The 17,046-nt window shown below is 48.7% G+C and carries 12 protein-coding genes, 2 tRNA genes, 3 rRNA genes and 1 other annotated feature; of the genes, 4 read left to right on the forward strand and 13 right to left on the reverse strand.

The window, feature by feature from the left end; genetic code table 11:
• Nucleotides 1–232 precede the first annotated feature (232 nt).
• Nucleotides 233–1,339 carry an OmpA family protein gene (locus tag B9G79_RS14080; RefSeq protein WP_088566077.1) on the forward strand — a complete coding sequence of 369 codons (1,107 nt, stop codon included), beginning with the start codon at nt 233–235 and terminating at the stop codon, nt 1,337–1,339.
• 53 nt (nt 1,340–1,392) lie between these two features.
• On the opposite strand, the gene B9G79_RS14085 is transcribed toward B9G79_RS14080, so the two are convergent.
• The 7 genes from B9G79_RS14085 to B9G79_RS14115 all read right to left on the reverse strand — a co-directional run bounded on the left by B9G79_RS14085 (nt 1,393) and on the right by B9G79_RS14115 (nt 7,502).
• Entirely contained in the window at nt 1,393–1,701 is a 309-nt protein-coding gene (locus B9G79_RS14085; RefSeq protein WP_088566078.1) for a hypothetical protein, read from the reverse strand.
• Entirely contained in the window at nt 1,698–2,186 is a 489-nt protein-coding gene (locus B9G79_RS14090) for an RNA polymerase sigma factor (RefSeq protein ID WP_088566079.1), read from the reverse strand. Before B9G79_RS14090 ends, B9G79_RS14085 begins: the two co-directional genes overlap by 4 nt.
• A 6-nt stretch (nt 2,187–2,192) precedes the next feature.
• On the reverse strand, nt 2,193–2,627 hold the full coding sequence (locus tag B9G79_RS14095; protein ID WP_088566080.1) for a Spy/CpxP family protein refolding chaperone: 435 nt from the start codon (nt 2,625–2,627) through the stop codon (nt 2,193–2,195).
• Nucleotides 2,628–2,704: 77 nt separating this feature from the next.
• Nucleotides 2,705–3,322, reverse strand: a complete 618-nt coding sequence (locus tag B9G79_RS14100) for a pyroglutamyl-peptidase I (protein WP_088566081.1) — start codon at nt 3,320–3,322, stop codon at nt 2,705–2,707.
• 11 nt (nt 3,323–3,333) lie between these two features.
• The gene (locus B9G79_RS14105; RefSeq protein WP_088566082.1) at nt 3,334–5,070 is read right to left on the reverse strand and encodes a hypothetical protein; all 1,737 of its coding nucleotides are present in this window, start codon (nt 5,068–5,070) and stop codon (nt 3,334–3,336) included.
• Between the two features lie 338 nt (nt 5,071–5,408).
• Nucleotides 5,409–6,086, reverse strand: coding sequence for a FliG C-terminal domain-containing protein (locus B9G79_RS14110; protein ID WP_232468706.1), 678 nt, complete (start codon nt 6,084–6,086; stop codon nt 5,409–5,411).
• 285 nt (nt 6,087–6,371) lie between these two features.
• Nucleotides 6,372–7,502: an MIDAS family adhesin gene (locus B9G79_RS14115; RefSeq protein WP_232468707.1), complete on the reverse strand. Its 1,131-nt coding sequence runs from the start codon at nt 7,500–7,502 to the stop codon at nt 6,372–6,374.
• 320 nt (nt 7,503–7,822) lie between these two features.
• Between B9G79_RS14115 and B9G79_RS14120 the strand changes: the two genes are divergently transcribed.
• Complete coding sequence (locus B9G79_RS14120; protein WP_088566084.1) at nt 7,823–8,398, forward strand: hypothetical protein; 576 nt, start codon at nt 7,823–7,825, stop codon at nt 8,396–8,398.
• Between the two features lie 155 nt (nt 8,399–8,553).
• Nucleotides 8,554–9,567, forward strand: a complete 1,014-nt coding sequence (locus B9G79_RS14125; protein ID WP_088566085.1) for an alpha/beta fold hydrolase — start codon at nt 8,554–8,556, stop codon at nt 9,565–9,567.
• Nucleotides 9,568–9,706: 139 nt separating this feature from the next.
• Here B9G79_RS14125 and rrf read toward each other — a convergent pair.
• The 6 genes from rrf to B9G79_RS14155 all read right to left on the reverse strand — a co-directional run bounded on the left by rrf (nt 9,707) and on the right by B9G79_RS14155 (nt 16,500).
• A 5S ribosomal RNA gene (gene rrf, locus B9G79_RS14130) occupies nt 9,707–9,823 on the reverse strand.
• A gap of 250 nt (nt 9,824–10,073) precedes the next feature.
• Nucleotides 10,074–13,014, reverse strand: a 23S ribosomal RNA gene (locus tag B9G79_RS14135).
• 111 nt (nt 13,015–13,125) lie between these two features.
• Nucleotides 13,126–13,202, reverse strand: a tRNA-Ile gene (locus tag B9G79_RS14140).
• A 142-nt stretch (nt 13,203–13,344) separates the two neighbouring features.
• A 16S ribosomal RNA gene (locus tag B9G79_RS14145) occupies nt 13,345–14,858 on the reverse strand.
• Together the 16S, 23S and 5S rRNA genes with 1 tRNA gene alongside form the textbook arrangement of a ribosomal RNA operon.
• A gap of 89 nt (nt 14,859–14,947) precedes the next feature.
• Nucleotides 14,948–15,627, reverse strand: a sequence feature (most likely nonfunctional fraction of RNA operon).
• Between the two features lie 103 nt (nt 15,628–15,730).
• Nucleotides 15,731–15,806 (reverse strand) — tRNA-Ala (locus B9G79_RS14150).
• Nucleotides 15,807–15,984: 178 nt separating this feature from the next.
• A complete protein-coding gene (locus tag B9G79_RS14155; RefSeq protein ID WP_015090011.1) occupies nt 15,985–16,500 on the reverse strand; it encodes a hypothetical protein in 516 nt (171 codons plus the stop codon).
• A 226-nt stretch (nt 16,501–16,726) separates the two neighbouring features.
• Here B9G79_RS14155 and B9G79_RS14160 point away from each other — a divergent pair, with 226 nt between their 5' ends.
• Complete coding sequence (locus tag B9G79_RS14160; RefSeq protein WP_011163417.1) at nt 16,727–17,032, forward strand: cupin domain-containing protein; 306 nt, start codon at nt 16,727–16,729, stop codon at nt 17,030–17,032.
• The last annotated feature ends 14 nt before the right edge of the window (nt 17,033–17,046 follow it).

A 17,046-nucleotide genomic window follows, 5' to 3' on the forward strand; every position in this document is an offset into this window, starting at 1 on the left:
GTATTTCTTTGATCAATATTTAACTTATTTAGTGAGTCAGACCTCATGTCCCGACTTCAGACCTCATATACGCGAAATTAACAGTATATGACATGTTCGTAAGCCAGCCCCCGACTTTTAGTAGAATGATTTTTATTTATCTCAACAAAGAACACCCTTACAGACCTCCAAGAAATTGACCCATTCCCCATAAGGTAAATACTGAAGACGTTCTACAAAAAAGGAGAAGACTATGAAAACAATCATTCTAACAGCTTTGCTTAGTGTCGGTCTGACGGCACAGGCCAACCAAGACTCAGCAACGACGAGTGCATTGGAATTTTCCAGAGAGGAGACTCAGATGGCTCCCCGCGGAGTTCTTCCCTTCTTGGGATTGGGTGGTGGTTACACCGGCTATGAAACCAATGGCGCAACAGAAGGGACCCCTTCCACGATCAAACTGCTGGGTTCCTGGTATTTGGAAAGTCCCTGGGTCATGGATCTGGGCTATGGTGTGAATAACCAGCAGTTCAGTCAATCCTCTGGCACTGCCAACGAAACTGCCATCACAGATGGAGCGTTAGAGTTCGCTGCCCGCTGGGTCTCTGACAATCGCTGGCAATTCGGGGTCGTCGGAAATCAGCTTTTCAACCAGGGTGAAAACTACACCGCAGACCAAGCCGATGCGCAGTTTGTGGGTTTGCAACTCTTAAAGGAGTTCAACATGACTCCAAGCTGGCTGGCCCGTCTGGGTGTGCGCGCTCAGGCATTGACGAACAACACTGAACAACAAGTCGGCATGTACATGGTGGACCTGCAAATCGGCTGGAACCCAGGGGCTTACAAACCATCTGTCCGATCCACTGCCGCAGCGGAACCCACAGTGATGGAAGAAGTCCAAGAGGACATCACTTATCAGGAAAGAGTGGAGCCGGCACGTCCCGTCGCCGCTGTTGAAGCCGGATCTGCACTTAAAGACGTGAACATGAATATGATTGCCGGTGCGGGCAGCGCGATTCAGTTCCGTTCTTCCCAATATGCGATCTCCGGAGCTGACAACCGCAAACTTCAACAAGTCGCCAAAGTTCTGAATGAAAATCCAGACTTGGTTGAAAGAGTTGAAATTCACGGCTACGCCGATGCCACAGGCACTGACGAGGTCAATCAAAGAATCTCTCAAGCCCGTGCAGACTCTGTGAAAAACATCCTGGAAAGAAATGGCTTCACCAACGTGGAAGCTGTGGGTAAAGGTGCAACGGACTCAACAGGCATCCGAGCTCAGGACCGTCGTGCAGAACTGGTCTTTGTCGGTGTGAAGGACGAAGAGGCTTTGAAACGCGCTCTTTCAACTATCCGCTAGAAAAGATAAAGAACAAAAGATCCACAAACGCGAGCCCAAAGGGTTCGCGTTTTTTATTCGCCGTTGAACATGATGGCCATGTCCTGATCAAAGTCGGAATCAACTTCTTTGGAAAACTCACTCCATTCCTGGTACAGATAATCCTCTTCCGCTCCTGCCACCACCACAGGCTTCTGGGTTTTCACTGCAACAACCAAAGCCAGGGTCGCCGCCATCGCAGGCACAAGCACCCACCACGCCCGACGACGACGGTGCTTGCGATCTTCAATGTGACGCCAGATCCGCGAAGACTCGCCCAAAGGGGCGTCCGGCACCGGAGTCGCGTTTTCTTTAAGAAAATTTCTGAATGAATCATCATTCATAGACTCACTCCTTTCTTTGCCAGCAGGTCACTCATCTTCTGACGAGCCAGACTTAAACGAGATTTCACCGTTCCCTCTGGGATCTCCAGAGCCCGAGCGATCTCTTTCAGTGACTGATCCTCCAGATAAAACAGAACCACCACGGCACGCATATCCACATCCAGGGTTCCCAAAGCCAGATCCACCAGCTCACGATGGGAAAGATTCTTTTCCAGACTCTCCTCCACCTGCTCTGGACTGACCTCTTCCCTGCGCCCCGCTTTGCGCAGGTGATCCACCGCACTGTTATAGGCAATCCGGTACAGCCAGGTGGACGCTTCACTCTCCGCACGGAACTTACCACGATGTTCCCAGGCTTTCATGAATGACTCCTGTGTCAAATCACTCAAGGCGGACTCTCCGACCAAACGAAACAGAAGGCCCCGCACTTTGTGTGCATGGGCCTCGTAGAACTTCGCAAAGTCAGCGGCGTCAGAAAAGCTCAAAAGTCGCTACTCCTCAGATCCCTTGGACCCATGGCTGAACAGTTTAGCTCGCTGCTCTTCCGTCAAAACGTCGCGAGCAGACAACAAGGTGTCCAAACGAGCCTTGGATAATTGCTGCTTCTTTTCCAGCATACTTTGATAAGCCGCGGTCACTGCTTCTTTGGAGGCATTGCTGCGCAGGGATTCCTTGAAAGCTTTCCGGGCCGCTCTCATGTCCTCACGGCATTTTTGCTTTTCAGCCTTTGCGGCTTCACGAATGGCTTTGAGTTTTTCCTTTTGCTCTTCAGTCAAATTCAGCTCTTTCATTTTCTTCGGGCTGAAATGATTTTCCAGAGCAATTTCATCATTCTTGTGATGCTCGCGCCCCTCGGAACGAGCCCAGGCATTTGTGGACATCATTGTCGCGACGAGGGCTCCTGCCAAAACCAGATTAAACTTCATGGTTTCCTCCTGTTTTGAATCTTTAGACGACGGCCTCTGCCACCAGGTTCAAAAATTCTTGTCTAGGATCCTAACGATCAGGATCTTTGTAAAATCGAGCTGAGAATCAATTTAACGGCCTTCAGCATGGTTTCCAGCTCCATACCCGGGGGACGGTCGGGTTTGCCCTCAGCCTGCTCAGGCAGATAAGGCACATGAATAAAACACGCTTCCGTTTCGGGTGAAGAGCCCAGAACCTGCAAAGTTTTAAAGTAAACATTGTTGCAGACATAGCCCCCCGCGCTGAGGGATATCTCCACCGGGATCTGGTGCTCTTTTAGAATTTGCATCCACTGTTCCACCGGCGCGGTGGTGAAGAGCGCTGGTGGCGCTTGCGAAGAAATAGTCCCGCGCACCGGCGTGCTGCCGTCCTCGTCGGGTTTTTCGGTTTCATTCCAGTTCAGTCCCACGCGCTCAAGGCAGATGTTCTTGCGCCCACCGGCTTGTCCCAGCATCAGTACGCAATCATAGTCCTGCATCGCCATGGCCGCGGCCACAAGCCTCGGCGCTTTTGCAAAAGACACCGGCAGCAGCAAGGTGTGCACCTGATCATTAAACGTCAAATCCCTCTTGATGTTTTCAAGAAGGATTTGGCTGGGATTGACGGGTTCACCCAAGAATGGTTCAAAGCCCGTAAGCAGAATCTTTTTACCCAAAGCGGCTCCATTTACTCAAAGTGGCTTCGCCATGTCATATAGAAATCACTGCTATATGTACCATTCAGCGGATGACCTTTGATACGGAATTCCACTTTCGTGTTGAATTCCCGAGTCAGAGCCTGCGCTTCAGCATCGGTGCGGGGAACACGAGCGCCCAACTTGCTCAAAGATGAAACTGGCACCCAGAACTCGCGAGTGCTGGTGCAAGTTCCACTGCCGGACCATGGGCCCTTGTCAGCACAGTCACTCCCGCCGTTCCAGTTGAACAGACGGAAGACCACTTTTACCTGATTTGAATTGGAATAGAAGTGCCAGCTTTGCCCGATATGTTCGTACTGCGAACCCAGTTTTTTGAATCCAAAAGTCCATGGCATTTCCTGCTTGGTATTGTAGCTGTCCACGAACTCCGGACTGTGAGTCAGAACAAAAGTGCGCAAAACAGCTGCGGAAGCCTGGGCGCCGTAAGAAGACGAGAACCCGCAATGGTTACCGTACTTCAGATTCAACACACCGACGTTCGCCGATTTTTCGTACAGATCATCATGCTCCATCACTTCCGCATTGATACGGTTGTTCACCACGGAATCATCTTTTGAAGCCCATACCATCAGCGGAGTTTTGACTTCCTCTTTCCAGTTCCAGAAGTTGTTGCTTTTAAAGAAGGCAGGCGTCGTGCTGGCAATCCCGCGGCGTTGCAAAGACGTGGAAGCCAATGAACCGATGTAATCGGCCATGTCCTTGCGACTGGAAGGAATATGGTTGTCAGTGATCAGATCCGGAACATCGGTGACATAGTTACGAGCCTCTTTGAAATGCTCTTTGGTCATTTTCGAAAAGGCACGACCCACCACTTGAGTCCCGTACAAATGATCCAGGGTCGGACGAAGGCTGATCACCGGGCAAATTGCCGTCACAGAGTTATAAACCTTGCGACCACTTGGCAAAAGATACTTGTCGTTGAATGCCGCCCCCATTACAGCCGCATTGCCCCCCAAACTAATCCCCATCAAATGCAGGCTGGAAATACGATCTTTATGCTCCCATTTTTCCATCATCCATTTGCCGACCTCAAGGGCTTCATAACCTTCAGACCAACCGCCCAGAGTCACGCGTTTATTGTAATAGATATAGTCCATGCCCGTCTGATTCGCCAATAGCAGAACGTTGAACGGAGACTGGTCAAACAAATGCATCAAATAGCTTTTCATCGAAGCCGACTGGGAAGCCGAGCAAAACACCCCGCACTTCACAATAACCAGCGGACGAGGACGCGTGTCTTGTTTCAACGCCAAGACCCCTGGGACGCGAGTGCCATCCGGAAGCTTGACCATGAACTCTTTCACCTGAGGATGAGAGAAAAAAGGATACTGGAACTTGGAAAACTTCAACAGCCCCAGCAAACCTGTCCAGGATTTCTGCGTCAGCTCGCCTGAGCATTTGGCAAAGTATGCGCGCGCCACATTGTAATACTGGGCCGTGCTCAGCTTTTTGCCAACGATGCTGTCTTCGAAACGACGGGGATCACAGGCTGGTGTGATCTCTTTTGTACTCAAACCATCCGGAACTTCTTCAAACATTCCTTTGGTGGTCGGAACATCCTGCCCGGCTTCTTTCGCCAGCTCCTGATAGAATTGTGTTTCCAGATCGAATTTCGGCGCATCGGCCAAAGACTGGGCCTGAGCTGAAAAAGCCAATGATGATGCAATACCAATCCCAACAAACATGCTGAAAATCTGCAGCGACATTTTACTACCTCACGTACTTCGAAAGGCTTATCGGGGGCGGTTTTCAGCGAGTTTAGAGAAAATTCAGATTGTCTAAACCCTCGACAAAATAACGGGAAATCCAGACCAAGGACGACCACGAGTTTCCGGCAGAACAACACCGCGGTTTTTCAAAGGGACAGACACAGATTGTTTCAAAATGAAATGCCGACAATCGAATGACTGCGAGCTGGGATGACTATGTCCGTCCGCCATGCTTAAAAAGAAAATGCCCCTGAGAATTATCATCTGCAGGGGCATTTGTGACTGGATCTACTTGTTTTGTACAGTAGCTTTGTTTTATTAAATCATCTGTCGATCTAAGCGATCTTTTTAATCTGCGACAACTTATCCTTAAGCACCGAGTTCTCATGCTTCAAAGCATTCACTTCAGAAGCCAGCTGATTCACCTTGCGCTTCAAGAACTCATTTTCCTGCTGGGACGCCGGATCCGAATCCCCCACAATATTGGGCTTCGAATCTTTCTTCGCCACAGGTTCAGAATCAAATGTCGGTGTCGCGAAAGCATTCACACTGAGCATCTCTTCGATGTTTTCAGGAATGTGCAGTTCAGGGTCCACCTTTTCCAGACGGATAATACCCTGAGAAATAAACCCACGAACCTCAGACAGCATCTTGGAAATACAAGTCGACTTTTCTGCCGCCGTCGGAGCAGACTCCGCCATCATATCGGTAATTTTACGTTTTGAAATCGGCGGCAAACAGGCCAGCAACTGGTCCACTTGCTCCTGCGGATTGCCATGCAGGGCATTTGCCAGGGTCAGCGGCTGCACGCGAGAGAAAATCTCCACCAAGTACTGCCCGTCCCAGCTATACACGCGTGTGATGGTCAAAATGCGTTTACGAAGTGCTTCTTCCCAAGCCGGGCTTTCGCCACCGATCAGCCCCAGGAACTGTTCGCGTTTCGCTGCTGGTGATGTTTCCAACAGTTGAAGAAGTTGAAAGAAGCCGCCCTTTTTTTTGTATCTGTCTAACATGCCCATGGGTAAATTATCGGATGTGTAATACAGGACTAAAGGACATCTGACGGCTATTTTTATTATCAAAAAAGTTTTATTTCACGATGGAACATCACCCATTCGTAGTGCCAAATAGTTAGACAAAAAACTCAAACTTCCCATCCCACTTTGAGAAAAGTTCTTTTGTAACTGGTGCGGGCTTCGGCCGGGGCAGTGTCTTCTCAACAAAAAGACTCTGCTGCTGAAAGTAAAAAAGGCAAAGCTGTGAAGCTTTGCCTTACCAGAACGCTCTGAAATTGATTTTTAATCCAACGATTCACACTTATAGGACAAGCTCACACTGGTGCCTGGGGAAAGATACTGATTGAACTTCAAAGTTTTACCAACCAGGTTGTAACCCACCGGCGCACCGGACACAGTCACGATCAAGTCCTGCGGATTGGAGCAGTTCAACATGATGTCCTTGATGCGATCAGTGATCTTGGAGCGAATCTGACCCAACTGGGAAGTATAGTCGTTGGAACAGATGTCCGCCGCCATACCCCAACCGTTGTTCGTGAAGGACAAGTACACATTCCCGATACTGCCCGTCACCAAACCCGTTGTCGGAGAATAGTTGTCCAAGGTCTGACTGTTCTGCTGAGCAAGACAGTTGTTATCTTTCACCACGATCGCGTGCACGCTCAGAGAGTTGAACTTGTCAGCTCCCAGGCTGCTTTTTACGTTATTAATCAGATAGTTTGGCTGATCCATCTGGTCCAGAACATAACCGCCGTTGTTATAAAGACCGGATCTTTCATCCTCGTCCGCCAGGAAGATCACTGCCAAGTGAGCATCACTGCGAATGAAGCTGGAAGGATTGTTTTTAACAACCAGATTTGCAGCATAGACACCACGCTCATCACCTGATGGACAGTTTTGAGCATAAGCCTGGGAGTAAGCTGAGGACTCAATAGAAGCCAGGTTGCCACCGTTGTTACGGATCCAGTTGGCGATGAACTTCTCACACGCCAGGGTTTCAGGTCTTTGAATGGTGCTGTTGAACAGGCTCATGCGGTTGCTGTGATTGCGGGTGATATAAGGATTGCCACCGAAAGAAACCAAGCTGCCGGCATCGGATCTTGCCACATCGGTGGTTGTCATCGCGATACGATAGTCGATTTGTTGATTGTCCAGATCAGCAATAAAGTTTTGGAATCGTGGAGCCAACCTTGCCTGCTCAAACGACATGGAGGCAGAGTTGTCATTTACTATAAGGATGTCCACCTTACCGCGGCCCGCAGTCTGGGAGTAATTGAATGCGTATTTGCCATTCTCGACCACACAGCCTGAGTCTTTACATTTGCTGTCGTCCAAAGAGAACTTCACCGGGGAACATCCCACGTAAAGCCCTACAAAGAAGGAAATGGCAGCCATTCTGGTAAGTGTTTTCATAGACACACCTCTCTCAACCTCCATACATCCAAGGTCAGTGCCAAATCCGGGTGTTTTTTACAAATATTCGATTTTACAGCGTTTTTACTGTTTCATTTTGACCCCTTGGCACCCTCGCCCCTGTCGATCTCTTGGACAGGAGCCCCCGAAAGACACTTTTTTGTCTGCAATTTCAGAGGTTTATAAACTTCCGGGCACCTAGGCCGAAGGAGCGATTTTGGTCCTCGGGCCGAAAGCCTTTGAGGCTCGGTTCAATCTTTCCAATAATAGAAGGGCTGGCTCTTGCCGGGCCATAGCTGCGCAACATGGGGAGTATCTGCATGATCACAAAACTACTGGGCACTTTTATCATCCTGGCCGCTTTTACGATTGGCTATATTGTTCTGAAGGATGATCTGGGATTGGGAACGATCAAAAAGTCCAACGGTAAACAGGCAGACGCCTGTGTTCAACTGACTCCGGCTCAGCAGCTTGCCAAAATGATCAATGATGATTTCCAGAATCTGGCGGCAAACGGCGAACTGCCTGCAGAATGGTCCAACATCGCAACGGTTGAACTGCGCATGAATTCTGTATTGGCAAAAACAATTCTGGGCAAAGAACGTCCGAATATTCAAAGAGTCAAAGAAGGCGCCAACTATTTGGAACTTGAGATCGTGGATCTGCCTGACGATGAAAATCCCGGTATCATCATTCAGGCAAGCTTGTTCGATATCAAATCCAAAAACAAAATCTTCGAAATCGGCCGTACTTATACGATGAATGATTTGAATCGCGTCGCTCCACCGCAGACTGAAGAACCAGCGAAAGCAGATGCTTCGGCAAAACCAACAGCGCCACCCGCGCCAAATGAGGAGAAACCGACTGCTCAGCCGGCAGGTCAACCAAAGCAATAACTTGAATCCCGTTGAACCAAATTACTGCCTGACCGTCTAAAGAACTCAGGCAGTATTAGAACCACTGCTCTGATTTTTTTAACTTCGGCCTCGAATAAAAAAGCAACTCCCAGCTTGTCGTCGCAACTTCGAGACCAACAGCAAAGGAGATCACCATGAAAAACGCCCTGATACTTTCGGCCCTGCTTATGACCACGGCCTGCGCAAGTAATGGCCCAAAGCCAGCAAGCGAAACCAAATCCCACAAAGGTTTCGATTCCGTACTGTCCACATATCAGTATCCTTTCCCGGTCCAATTCTATAATTTCAAATCTCAGGGCCAGGATTTGAAGATGGCCTACATGGATATTGCTCCGAACAAAGAAAGCAACAAGGGCACGATCGTTTTACTGCACGGAAAGAACTTTCCCGGTGCTTACTTTGAAACACTGATTAACTCCCTCACCGCTGAGGGTTTTCGAGTTATTGTCCCGGATCAAATCGGTTTCGGTAAATCGACCAAGCCAGCATATTACCAATACAGCTTCCATGCTCTAGGACAGAACACACAGAATCTTTTGAAGTCGTTGAATATAGAAAAATACAAACTGCTGGGGCACTCCATGGGCGGCATGGTTGCCAGCCGTATGAGTCTGATGTTCCCGGATTCAGTGACTCAGCTTTTCCTGGTGAACCCGATCGGTCTTGAAGACTGGAAAACAATGACTTCATATCGTCCGGTAGAAGAAGGCTTCCGCGGAGAGCTTGCAAGCTCTCCTGAAAAGATTAAACAGTACCAATTAGACAGTTACTACGACGGAAAGTGGAAACCGGAATACGATAAGTGGCTGGAAATACCCACAGGCTGGATCCTGGGACCGGACTATTCAGTGATTGCCTGGAATGCCGCTTTAACTTCCGACATGGTCTTCACTCAGCCGGTGATCTATGAGTTCAAAAACATCAAGGCCCCGACGGTCTTAATCATCGGCCAAAGAGATCGCACTGCCATCGGAAAAGCCTGGGCCCCGGAAGAAAACAAAAAGAAGATGGGTAACTATCCCGTACTGGGAAGACAAGCCGCCCGCCTGATTCCAAAGTCAAAATTGGAAGAGCTGAAAGGCCTGGGACATATGCCTTTCATCGAAGACTACAACACATTCTGGTCCGCCATGAAAAAGCACCTTTAATAGCCCAAAAGCACCTGAAAAAGACATCTCCACAAACGAAAAAAGCCCGGTTCTTGCCGGGCTTTTCTTTTATCCACTTCCAGATTTTAGACACAAAAAAACCCGGATTACTTTCGTAACCCGGGTTCAAGTAAAATAGAGCTGGCGTCGTGCTACTCTCCCACATGGTCGCCCATGCAATACCATCGCCGCAAGAGGACTTAACTTCTGAGTTCGGAATGGGATCAGGTGTGGCCCCTCTGCTATAAACACCAGCAAAGCGTTTATTAATCAAAGTGGTTAGCTTCTTACACTAACCTTCGTTCTTTGCGCAACTTACTTCCAATCCAAATGGAGAAGTTACTTTCTTTATTTAACAATCGAATGATTGATTTAATTGATTTTTAGCGAGTCGCTGTTAGTTCCACATTTCACTCTCTTACTTATTCAGAGAGCTAGTCTCTCGTTCCTGTTAAGGAAGTCTCTGAGACGAAATCTTCGTAACTTAAAAGTTAGAAGAATGTTTTTTAAAAAAGCCTCACGACCTATTAGTACTGATCAGCTCAATACATTGCTGTACTTACACCTTCAGCCTATCAACCTCGTAGTCTCCAAGGGGTCTTTAGGGGGCCGAAGCCCCAGTGAGATCTAATCTTGTAGTTTGCTTCCCGCTTAGATGCTTTCAGCGGTTATCAATTCCGAACATAGCTACCCTGCATTGCTCTTGGCAGAACAACAGGAACACCAGAGGTTCGTCCATCCCGGTCCTCTCGTACTAAGGACAGGTCTACTCAAATCTCATACGCCCACAGAAGATAAGGACCAAACTGTCTCACGACGTTCTGAACCCAGCTCGCGTACCACTTTAATTAGCGAACAGCTAAACCCTTGGGACCTGCTCCAGCCCCAGGATGTGATGAGCCGACATCGAGGTGCCAAACTCCATCGTCGATATGGACTCTTGGATGGAATAAGCCTGTTATCCCCGGAGTACCTTTTATCCGTTGAGCGATGGCCCTTCCACGCGGGACCACCGGATCACTTTGGCCTGCTTTCGCACCTGCTCGACTTGTAGGTCTCGCAGTCAAGCCCCCTTATGCCAATGCACTCGACGCCTGGTTTCCAATCAGGCTGAGGGGACCATCGCGCGCCTCCGTTACTTTTTGGGAGGCGACCGCCCCAGTCAAACTGCCCACCAGACAGTGTCCCTCTCCTCGTAAAGAGGAGCAGGTTAGATTTCAAAGGTGCCAAGGGTGGTATTTCAAGGTTGACTCCACAATGGCTAGCGCCACTGCTTCAAAGTCTCCCACCTATCCTACACATGCCAACTCTAAAATCACTGCCAAGCTACAGTAAAGGTTCACGGGGTCTTTCCGTCTTTCTGCGGGTACTCGGCATTTTCACCGAGAATTCAATTTCGCGAGGCATTTGGTCGAGACACCGGAGAAGTCGTTACGCCATTCGTGCAGGTCGGAACTTACCCGACAAGGAATTTCGCTACCTTAGGACCGTTATAGTTACGGCCGCCGTTTACTGGGGCTTCGATTCTCAGCTTCGCTTACGCTAACTAATCCTCTTAACCTTCCAGCACCGGGCAGGCGTCAGTATGTATACTTCGTCTTGAGACTTTGCACATACCTGTGTTTTTGATAAACAGTCGCTACTCCCATTTCTCTGCGACCCGAAAAAGCTTGGGGAGTAAATCCTTACACTCTCGCGGGCACACCTTTTCCCGAAGTTACGGTGTTAAGTTGCCGAGTTCCTTGACCAAAATTCACCCCATCGCCTTAGGATATTCACCCCACTCACCTGAGTCGGTTTACGGTACGAGCTAACAAAACTAAATTTACGAAACTTTTCTTGGATGCATGGCTTTTCACACTTCCGGGACAAGTCCCTCGCATTCACACCTCAGAGTTACGACCAGCGGATTTGCCTACTGATCCTCCTACATGCTTACACCTCAATCCAATAAGAGGCTGTGATATCCTACACCGTCATTCCTTAAACACATTTTGCTAGGTAACGGAATATTAACCGTTTTGCCATCGACTACGCCACTTGGCCTCGTCTTAGGGCTCGACTAACCCTGGGAAGATTATCTTTACCCAGGAATCCTTGAGTTTTCGGCGCCCGGGTTTTTCACCCGAGTTCAACGCTACTTATGTCAGCATGATCACTTCTAGTTCGTCCAGCTGTCCTACCGGTCAACCTTCATCCTACACTAGAACGCTCCCCTACCACTAAAATATAAAATATCTTAATCCAAAGCTTCGGTAACACGCTTAGCCCCGTTGTATCTTCCGCGCAGAGTCACTAGACTAGTGAGCTATTACGCTTTCTTTAAAGGATTGCTGCTTCTAAGCCAACCTCCTAGTTGTCAAAGTAACTCCACAACGTTCTCCACTGAGCGTGCATTTAGGGACCTTAGCTGTTGGTCTGGGCTCTTTCCCTCTCGACTCATGACCTTATCACCCTGAGTCTGCCTGCCAGGGAACATATCAATGGCATTCGGAGTTTATTTGGGTTTGGTAATCCGGTAAAGACCCCTAGCCCATTCAGTGCTCTACCTCCATGATATTTTTTACCTGACGCTATACCTAAATATATTTCGGGGAGAACCAGCTATCACCCAGTTTGATTGGCCTTTCACCCCTAATCACAGATCATCAAAAGAGTTTTCAACCTCAACTTGTTCGGTCCTCCACGAGGTGTTACCCTCGCTTCAACCTGTCCATGATTAGATCACCGGGTTTCGGGTCTATGCCTGCATACTAAATCGCCCTATTCAGACTCGCTTTCGCTACGGCTCCACCTGCAACGGCTTAACCTCGCATGCAAACATAACTCGCTGACTCATTATGCAAAAGGTACGCTATCGACCACTTAAGGGTCTCTAACTGCTTGTAGACTTACGGTTTCAGGTTCTATTTCACTCCCCTCTCGGGGTTCTTTTCACCTTTCCCTCACGGTACTTGTTCACTATCGGTCACTAAGGAATATTTAGCCTTATGAGGTGGTCCTCACAGATTCCCACAAGATTTCACGTGTCTTGTGGTACTCGGGATGCCGCTAGGGCCTTCGAAGTTTTCGAGTACGGGGCTATCACCCTATCTTGCCAGACTTTCCAGACTGTTACTCTAACTTCTCCGGTCCCACATTGCGGTCCCACGACCCCTCATTCAAATTAATGAATAAGGTTTAGGCTGTTCCCCGTTCGCTCGCCACTACTGGGGGAATCTCGGAATTGATTTCTCTTCCTGAGGGTACTGAGATGTTTCACTTCCCCTCGTTCGCTTCAAACAACTATGTATTCATTGAGTGATACCATAAATGGTGGGTTTCCCCATTCGGAAATCTCCGGATCAAAGTGTGTGTGCCACTCCCCGAAGCTTATCGCAGCTTACCACGTCCTTCATCGCTTCTTAGTGCCAAAGGCATCCACCGTAAGCCCTTTGTAGCTTAAAAAAATGGAACTAACCTCGCTAAAAATCAACTAAATCAATCTATTCAATTGTCAAAGAACGAAAACCGTTCAGCAAAACTCTAACTTACACCGCATTCCAGTACAGTAGAACTTGGTGGGCCTGGGAAGACTCGAACTTCCGACCCCACGCTTATCAAGCGTGTGCTCTAACCAACTGAGCTACAGGCCCGTTAGGCTTCACTCTCTCAAAACTAAACAGCTAGATAGATTTTTGGGACTCACTTACTCGGGAAGAGTAAGTTGACCTAAGATTGGGTCATTTTAACTTATCAAGAACAAGTCTTGATGAAGATTGACCGGATAATCCTTAGAAAGGAGGTGATCCAGCCGCAGGTTCCCCTACGGCTACCTTGTTACGACTTCACCCCAATCATCGACCATACCTTGGGCGCCTGCCTCCTTACGGTTAGCGCAGCGACTTCTGGTACAGCCGACTTTCATGGTGTGACGGGCGGTGTGTACAAGGCCCGGGAACGTATTCACCGCGGCATTCTGATCCGCGATTACTAGCGATTCCAACTTCATGATCTCGAGTTGCAGAGATCAATCTGAACTTAGATAGCTTTTAAGCGATTTGCTCTACCTCGCGGCTTAGCTTCGCTCTGTGACTACCATTGTAGCACGTGTGTAGCCCTAGGCATAAGGGCCATGAGGACTTGACGTCATCCCCACCTTCCTCCGGTTTAACACCGGCAGTCCATCTAGAGTGCCCAACTGAATGCTGGCAACTAAATGCAGGGGTTGCGCTCGTTGCGGGACTTAACCCAACATCTCACGACACGAGCTGACGACAGCCATGCAGCACCTGTGTACCGACCCTTGCGGGCGACGACATTTCTGCCAATCTTCCAGTACATGTCAAGCCTAGGTAAGGTTCTTCGCGTTGCATCGAATTAAACCACATGCTCCACCGCTTGTGCGGGCCCCCGTCAATTTCTTTGAGTTTTAATCTTGCGACCGTACTCCCCAGGCGGGATACTTAACGCGTTAGCTTCGTCACTGAAGGGGTCAATACCTCCAACAACAAGTATCCATCGTTTACGGCGTGGACTACCAGGGTATCTAATCCTGTTTGATCCCCACGCTTTCGGATCTCAGTGTCAGTGTTCGGCCAGTTACCCGCCTTCGCCTCCGGTATTCCTGTTGATATCTACGTATTTCACCACTACACCAACAATTCTAGTAACCTCTCCGACACTCAAGCTTCGCAGTATCAAATGCACTTCCAGGGTTGAGCCCTGGGCTTTCACATCTGACTTACAAAGCCACCTACATCCGCTTTACGCCCAATAATTCCGAACAACGCTAGGATCCCTCGTCTTACCGCGGCTGCTGGCACGAAGTTAGCCGATCCTTTCTTACAGGGTACATTCATTGTGTTATTCCCCTGCGACAGAGCTTTACGACCCGAAGGCCTTCATCACTCACGCGGCGTCGCTGCATCAGAGTTTCCTCCATTGTGCAATATTCCCTACTGCTGCCTCCCGTAGGAGTCTGGACCGTGTCTCAGTTCCAGTGTGACTGATCATCCTCTCAGACCAGTTAAAGATCGTCGCCTTGGTGAGCCGTTACCTCACCAACTAGCTAATCTTACGCGGACTCATCTTAGAGCGAAAAACCTTTGACCCCTTGAGCCGCAGCTCCTGTGGTCTTATGCGGTATTAGCTAATCTTTCGACTAGTTATCCCCCACTCTAAGGCAGATTATCCACGCGTTCCTCACCCGTGCGCCACTAGTACTCACCCGAAAGCTTTCCCCGTTCGACTTGCATGTATTAGGCACGCCGCCAGCGTTTGTTCTGAGCCAGAATCAAACTCTCCAGTTTAAATTCTGTTTAGAAGCAAACAGCTAGCTTTTACGCTATTGTTTGTTCGAATATTTTTTGAAATTGTGAATGATAATTACTCATCATTCAAAGGGACCAAACTGTCTCACGACGTTTTAAACCCAGCTCACGTACCTCTTTAAATGGCGAACAGCCATACCCTTGGGACCGGCTACAGCCCCAGGATGAGATGAGCCGACATCGAGGTGCCAAACACCGCCGTCGATATGAACTCTTGGGCGGTATCAGCCTGTTATCCCCAGAGTACCTTTTATCCGTTGAGCGATGGCCCTTCCATACAGAACCACCGGATCACTATGTCCTGCTTTCGCATCTGCTCGACTTGTCAGTCTCGCAGTTAAGCACGCTTATGCCATTGCACTATTATCACGGTTGCAGACTGCGATCCGGACTACGAATGGTTTTATGGGATTAGCTCCCCCTCGCGGGTTGGCGACCCTCTGTACCATCCATTGTATGACGTGTGTAGCCCTACCTATAAGGGCCATGAGGACTTGACGTCATCCCCACCTTCCTCCGGTTTGTCACCGGCAGTCTCATTAGAGTGCCCAACTAAATGTAGCAACTAATGACAAGGGTTGCGCTCGTTGCGGGACTTAACCCAACATCTCACGACACGAGCTGACGACAGCCATGCAGCACCTGTGTTACGGCTCTCTTTCGAGCACTAAGCCATCTCTGGCGAATTCTTATCTAGCTATTCAGTTTTCAAAGAGCGAACATTTTATCGTGACTTCGTTTTTATTCCGAATCGCGAGGAACCAATCTTATCAAAGATTTTGTCCCCGTCAACTATCTTTTTTCTTTTTCTTAACTTTCGACCTAAGTCTTAGTTACTGAAGAAGAAAAGTTGGTGGAGGCAACAGGGATCGAACCTGCGACCTTCTGAATGCAAATCAGATGCTCTCCCAGCTGAGCTATGCCCCCGAACGAAGTGGAGCTGTTTTCTCGTAAGGGCCGAAAAAGGTCAATAGCTTTTTTTCGAAAATTTAATAACTCACCCTAAGTCTGTTTAATAACTCACCCTAAGTTGCTCAATAAATAACCGAGGCAGGGGCCTCGGTTATTGCAAAAAGCATAGATAAGTATTTGAATTTACGTGATATTAGGCGCTAGCCTTGAATTTTGACGCGAGCAGTCTGTTGAGCCACTTTCTTTCAAAACTAAGGTCGAACCCGACCTTTTCACCACCCGAAACAATAGCTGTATAGACCTTTTTAAGGATTTCAACCTCATGATCCAAGCCGTTGTCGGCGCCCATGGACTCTTCAATAGCCTCGTACACACTCAATAGATCCGGCGTCGTCACCACTTTAGGGATGCGGGACATATCCAGACCCAGCGTCTCGAGTGGTTTGAATCCAACCAGTGTCTCGGTCAGCAGCACTTTTGTACCATTCTTGAAGTTCACCTGAATGAAGGGCTTGCCTTCAGAGTCTGCGCGGTGAAGGACTTCATTCACGTCCTGAGTGTTGAAGGAGAATAATTTCCCGTCTAGATCCTGGCGAATTTGCACTCGGCCTGACTCGTTGATCTTCGCACGAAGACCTTTGGAGGCATCGACAAAATTCAGGATGTGATCTAGCTCAGCATGTGTCGACTTTGTTTTAGAACTGCTCAAATTACCCTCCCCTAATATTATAGGGCGTCTCTAACTTACATTAGAGATATCGACAATCCCTTGAAGGACTTAACAAGAAAACAAAAAAAGATGAGAATCCGGCCTCTTATCCTGTCGCAATTTGAATAAAATTTCGTGATACTGTTTCAAGCCGGGATTCGTCGGCGGCGCGCCTTGTACCGGGCGTTCCGATTTGAGATAAACTGGCCTGAAAGAGGCACACACTATGATCATCACACGTTGGCAAGCTCCGATCATCCCAAGCAAACAGCAAGTTCTTATGATTCTGGAATCAGAGGGCATGGAACCCTATGAACAGATTCTGGAACCCGCAAAGAAAGTCGGCGATCACCGCAAACCCTTTGCTGAGGTGCGAGTTATCATCAGTGGTGAAATGATTTTCAACGTTTCCGGAAATCAGTTCGTCCTGCGCCCTGGGGACCGTGTTGAGATCCCAGGAAACACCCGCTTTTCTTACGTGGCTCAAGGCGGAGAGCCTTGCGTGACTGTTTGCGCACAAAGAGCGATCTAAGTTTTCACCGAAAT

Origin of the sequence: Bdellovibrio bacteriovorus (assembly GCF_002208115.1) — a bacterium.
GTDB lineage: Bacteria > Bdellovibrionota > Bdellovibrionia > Bdellovibrionales > Bdellovibrionaceae > Bdellovibrio > Bdellovibrio bacteriovorus_C.

What these genes read in the sequence shown, in the direction of transcription:
- B9G79_RS14080 (WP_088566077.1), top strand. Translation starts at nt 233, where the DNA reads ATGAAAACAATCATTCTAACAGCTTTGCTTAGTGTCGGTCTGACGGCA.
- B9G79_RS14085 (WP_088566078.1), bottom strand. Translation starts at nt 1,701, where the DNA reads ATGAATGATGATTCATTCAGAAATTTTCTTAAAGAAAACGCGACTCCG.
- B9G79_RS14095 (WP_088566080.1), bottom strand. Translation starts at nt 2,627, where the DNA reads ATGAAGTTTAATCTGGTTTTGGCAGGAGCCCTCGTCGCGACAATGATG.
- B9G79_RS14105 (WP_088566082.1), bottom strand. Translation starts at nt 5,070, where the DNA reads ATGTCGCTGCAGATTTTCAGCATGTTTGTTGGGATTGGTATTGCATCA.
- B9G79_RS14110 (WP_232468706.1), bottom strand. Translation starts at nt 6,086, where the DNA reads ATGTTAGACAGATACAAAAAAAAGGGCGGCTTCTTTCAACTTCTTCAA.
- B9G79_RS14115 (WP_232468707.1), bottom strand. Translation starts at nt 7,502, where the DNA reads ATGAAAACACTTACCAGAATGGCTGCCATTTCCTTCTTTGTAGGGCTT.
- B9G79_RS14120 (WP_088566084.1), top strand. Translation starts at nt 7,823, where the DNA reads ATGATCACAAAACTACTGGGCACTTTTATCATCCTGGCCGCTTTTACG.
- B9G79_RS14125 (WP_088566085.1), top strand. Translation starts at nt 8,554, where the DNA reads ATGAAAAACGCCCTGATACTTTCGGCCCTGCTTATGACCACGGCCTGC.
- B9G79_RS14160 (WP_011163417.1), top strand. Translation starts at nt 16,727, where the DNA reads ATGATCATCACACGTTGGCAAGCTCCGATCATCCCAAGCAAACAGCAA.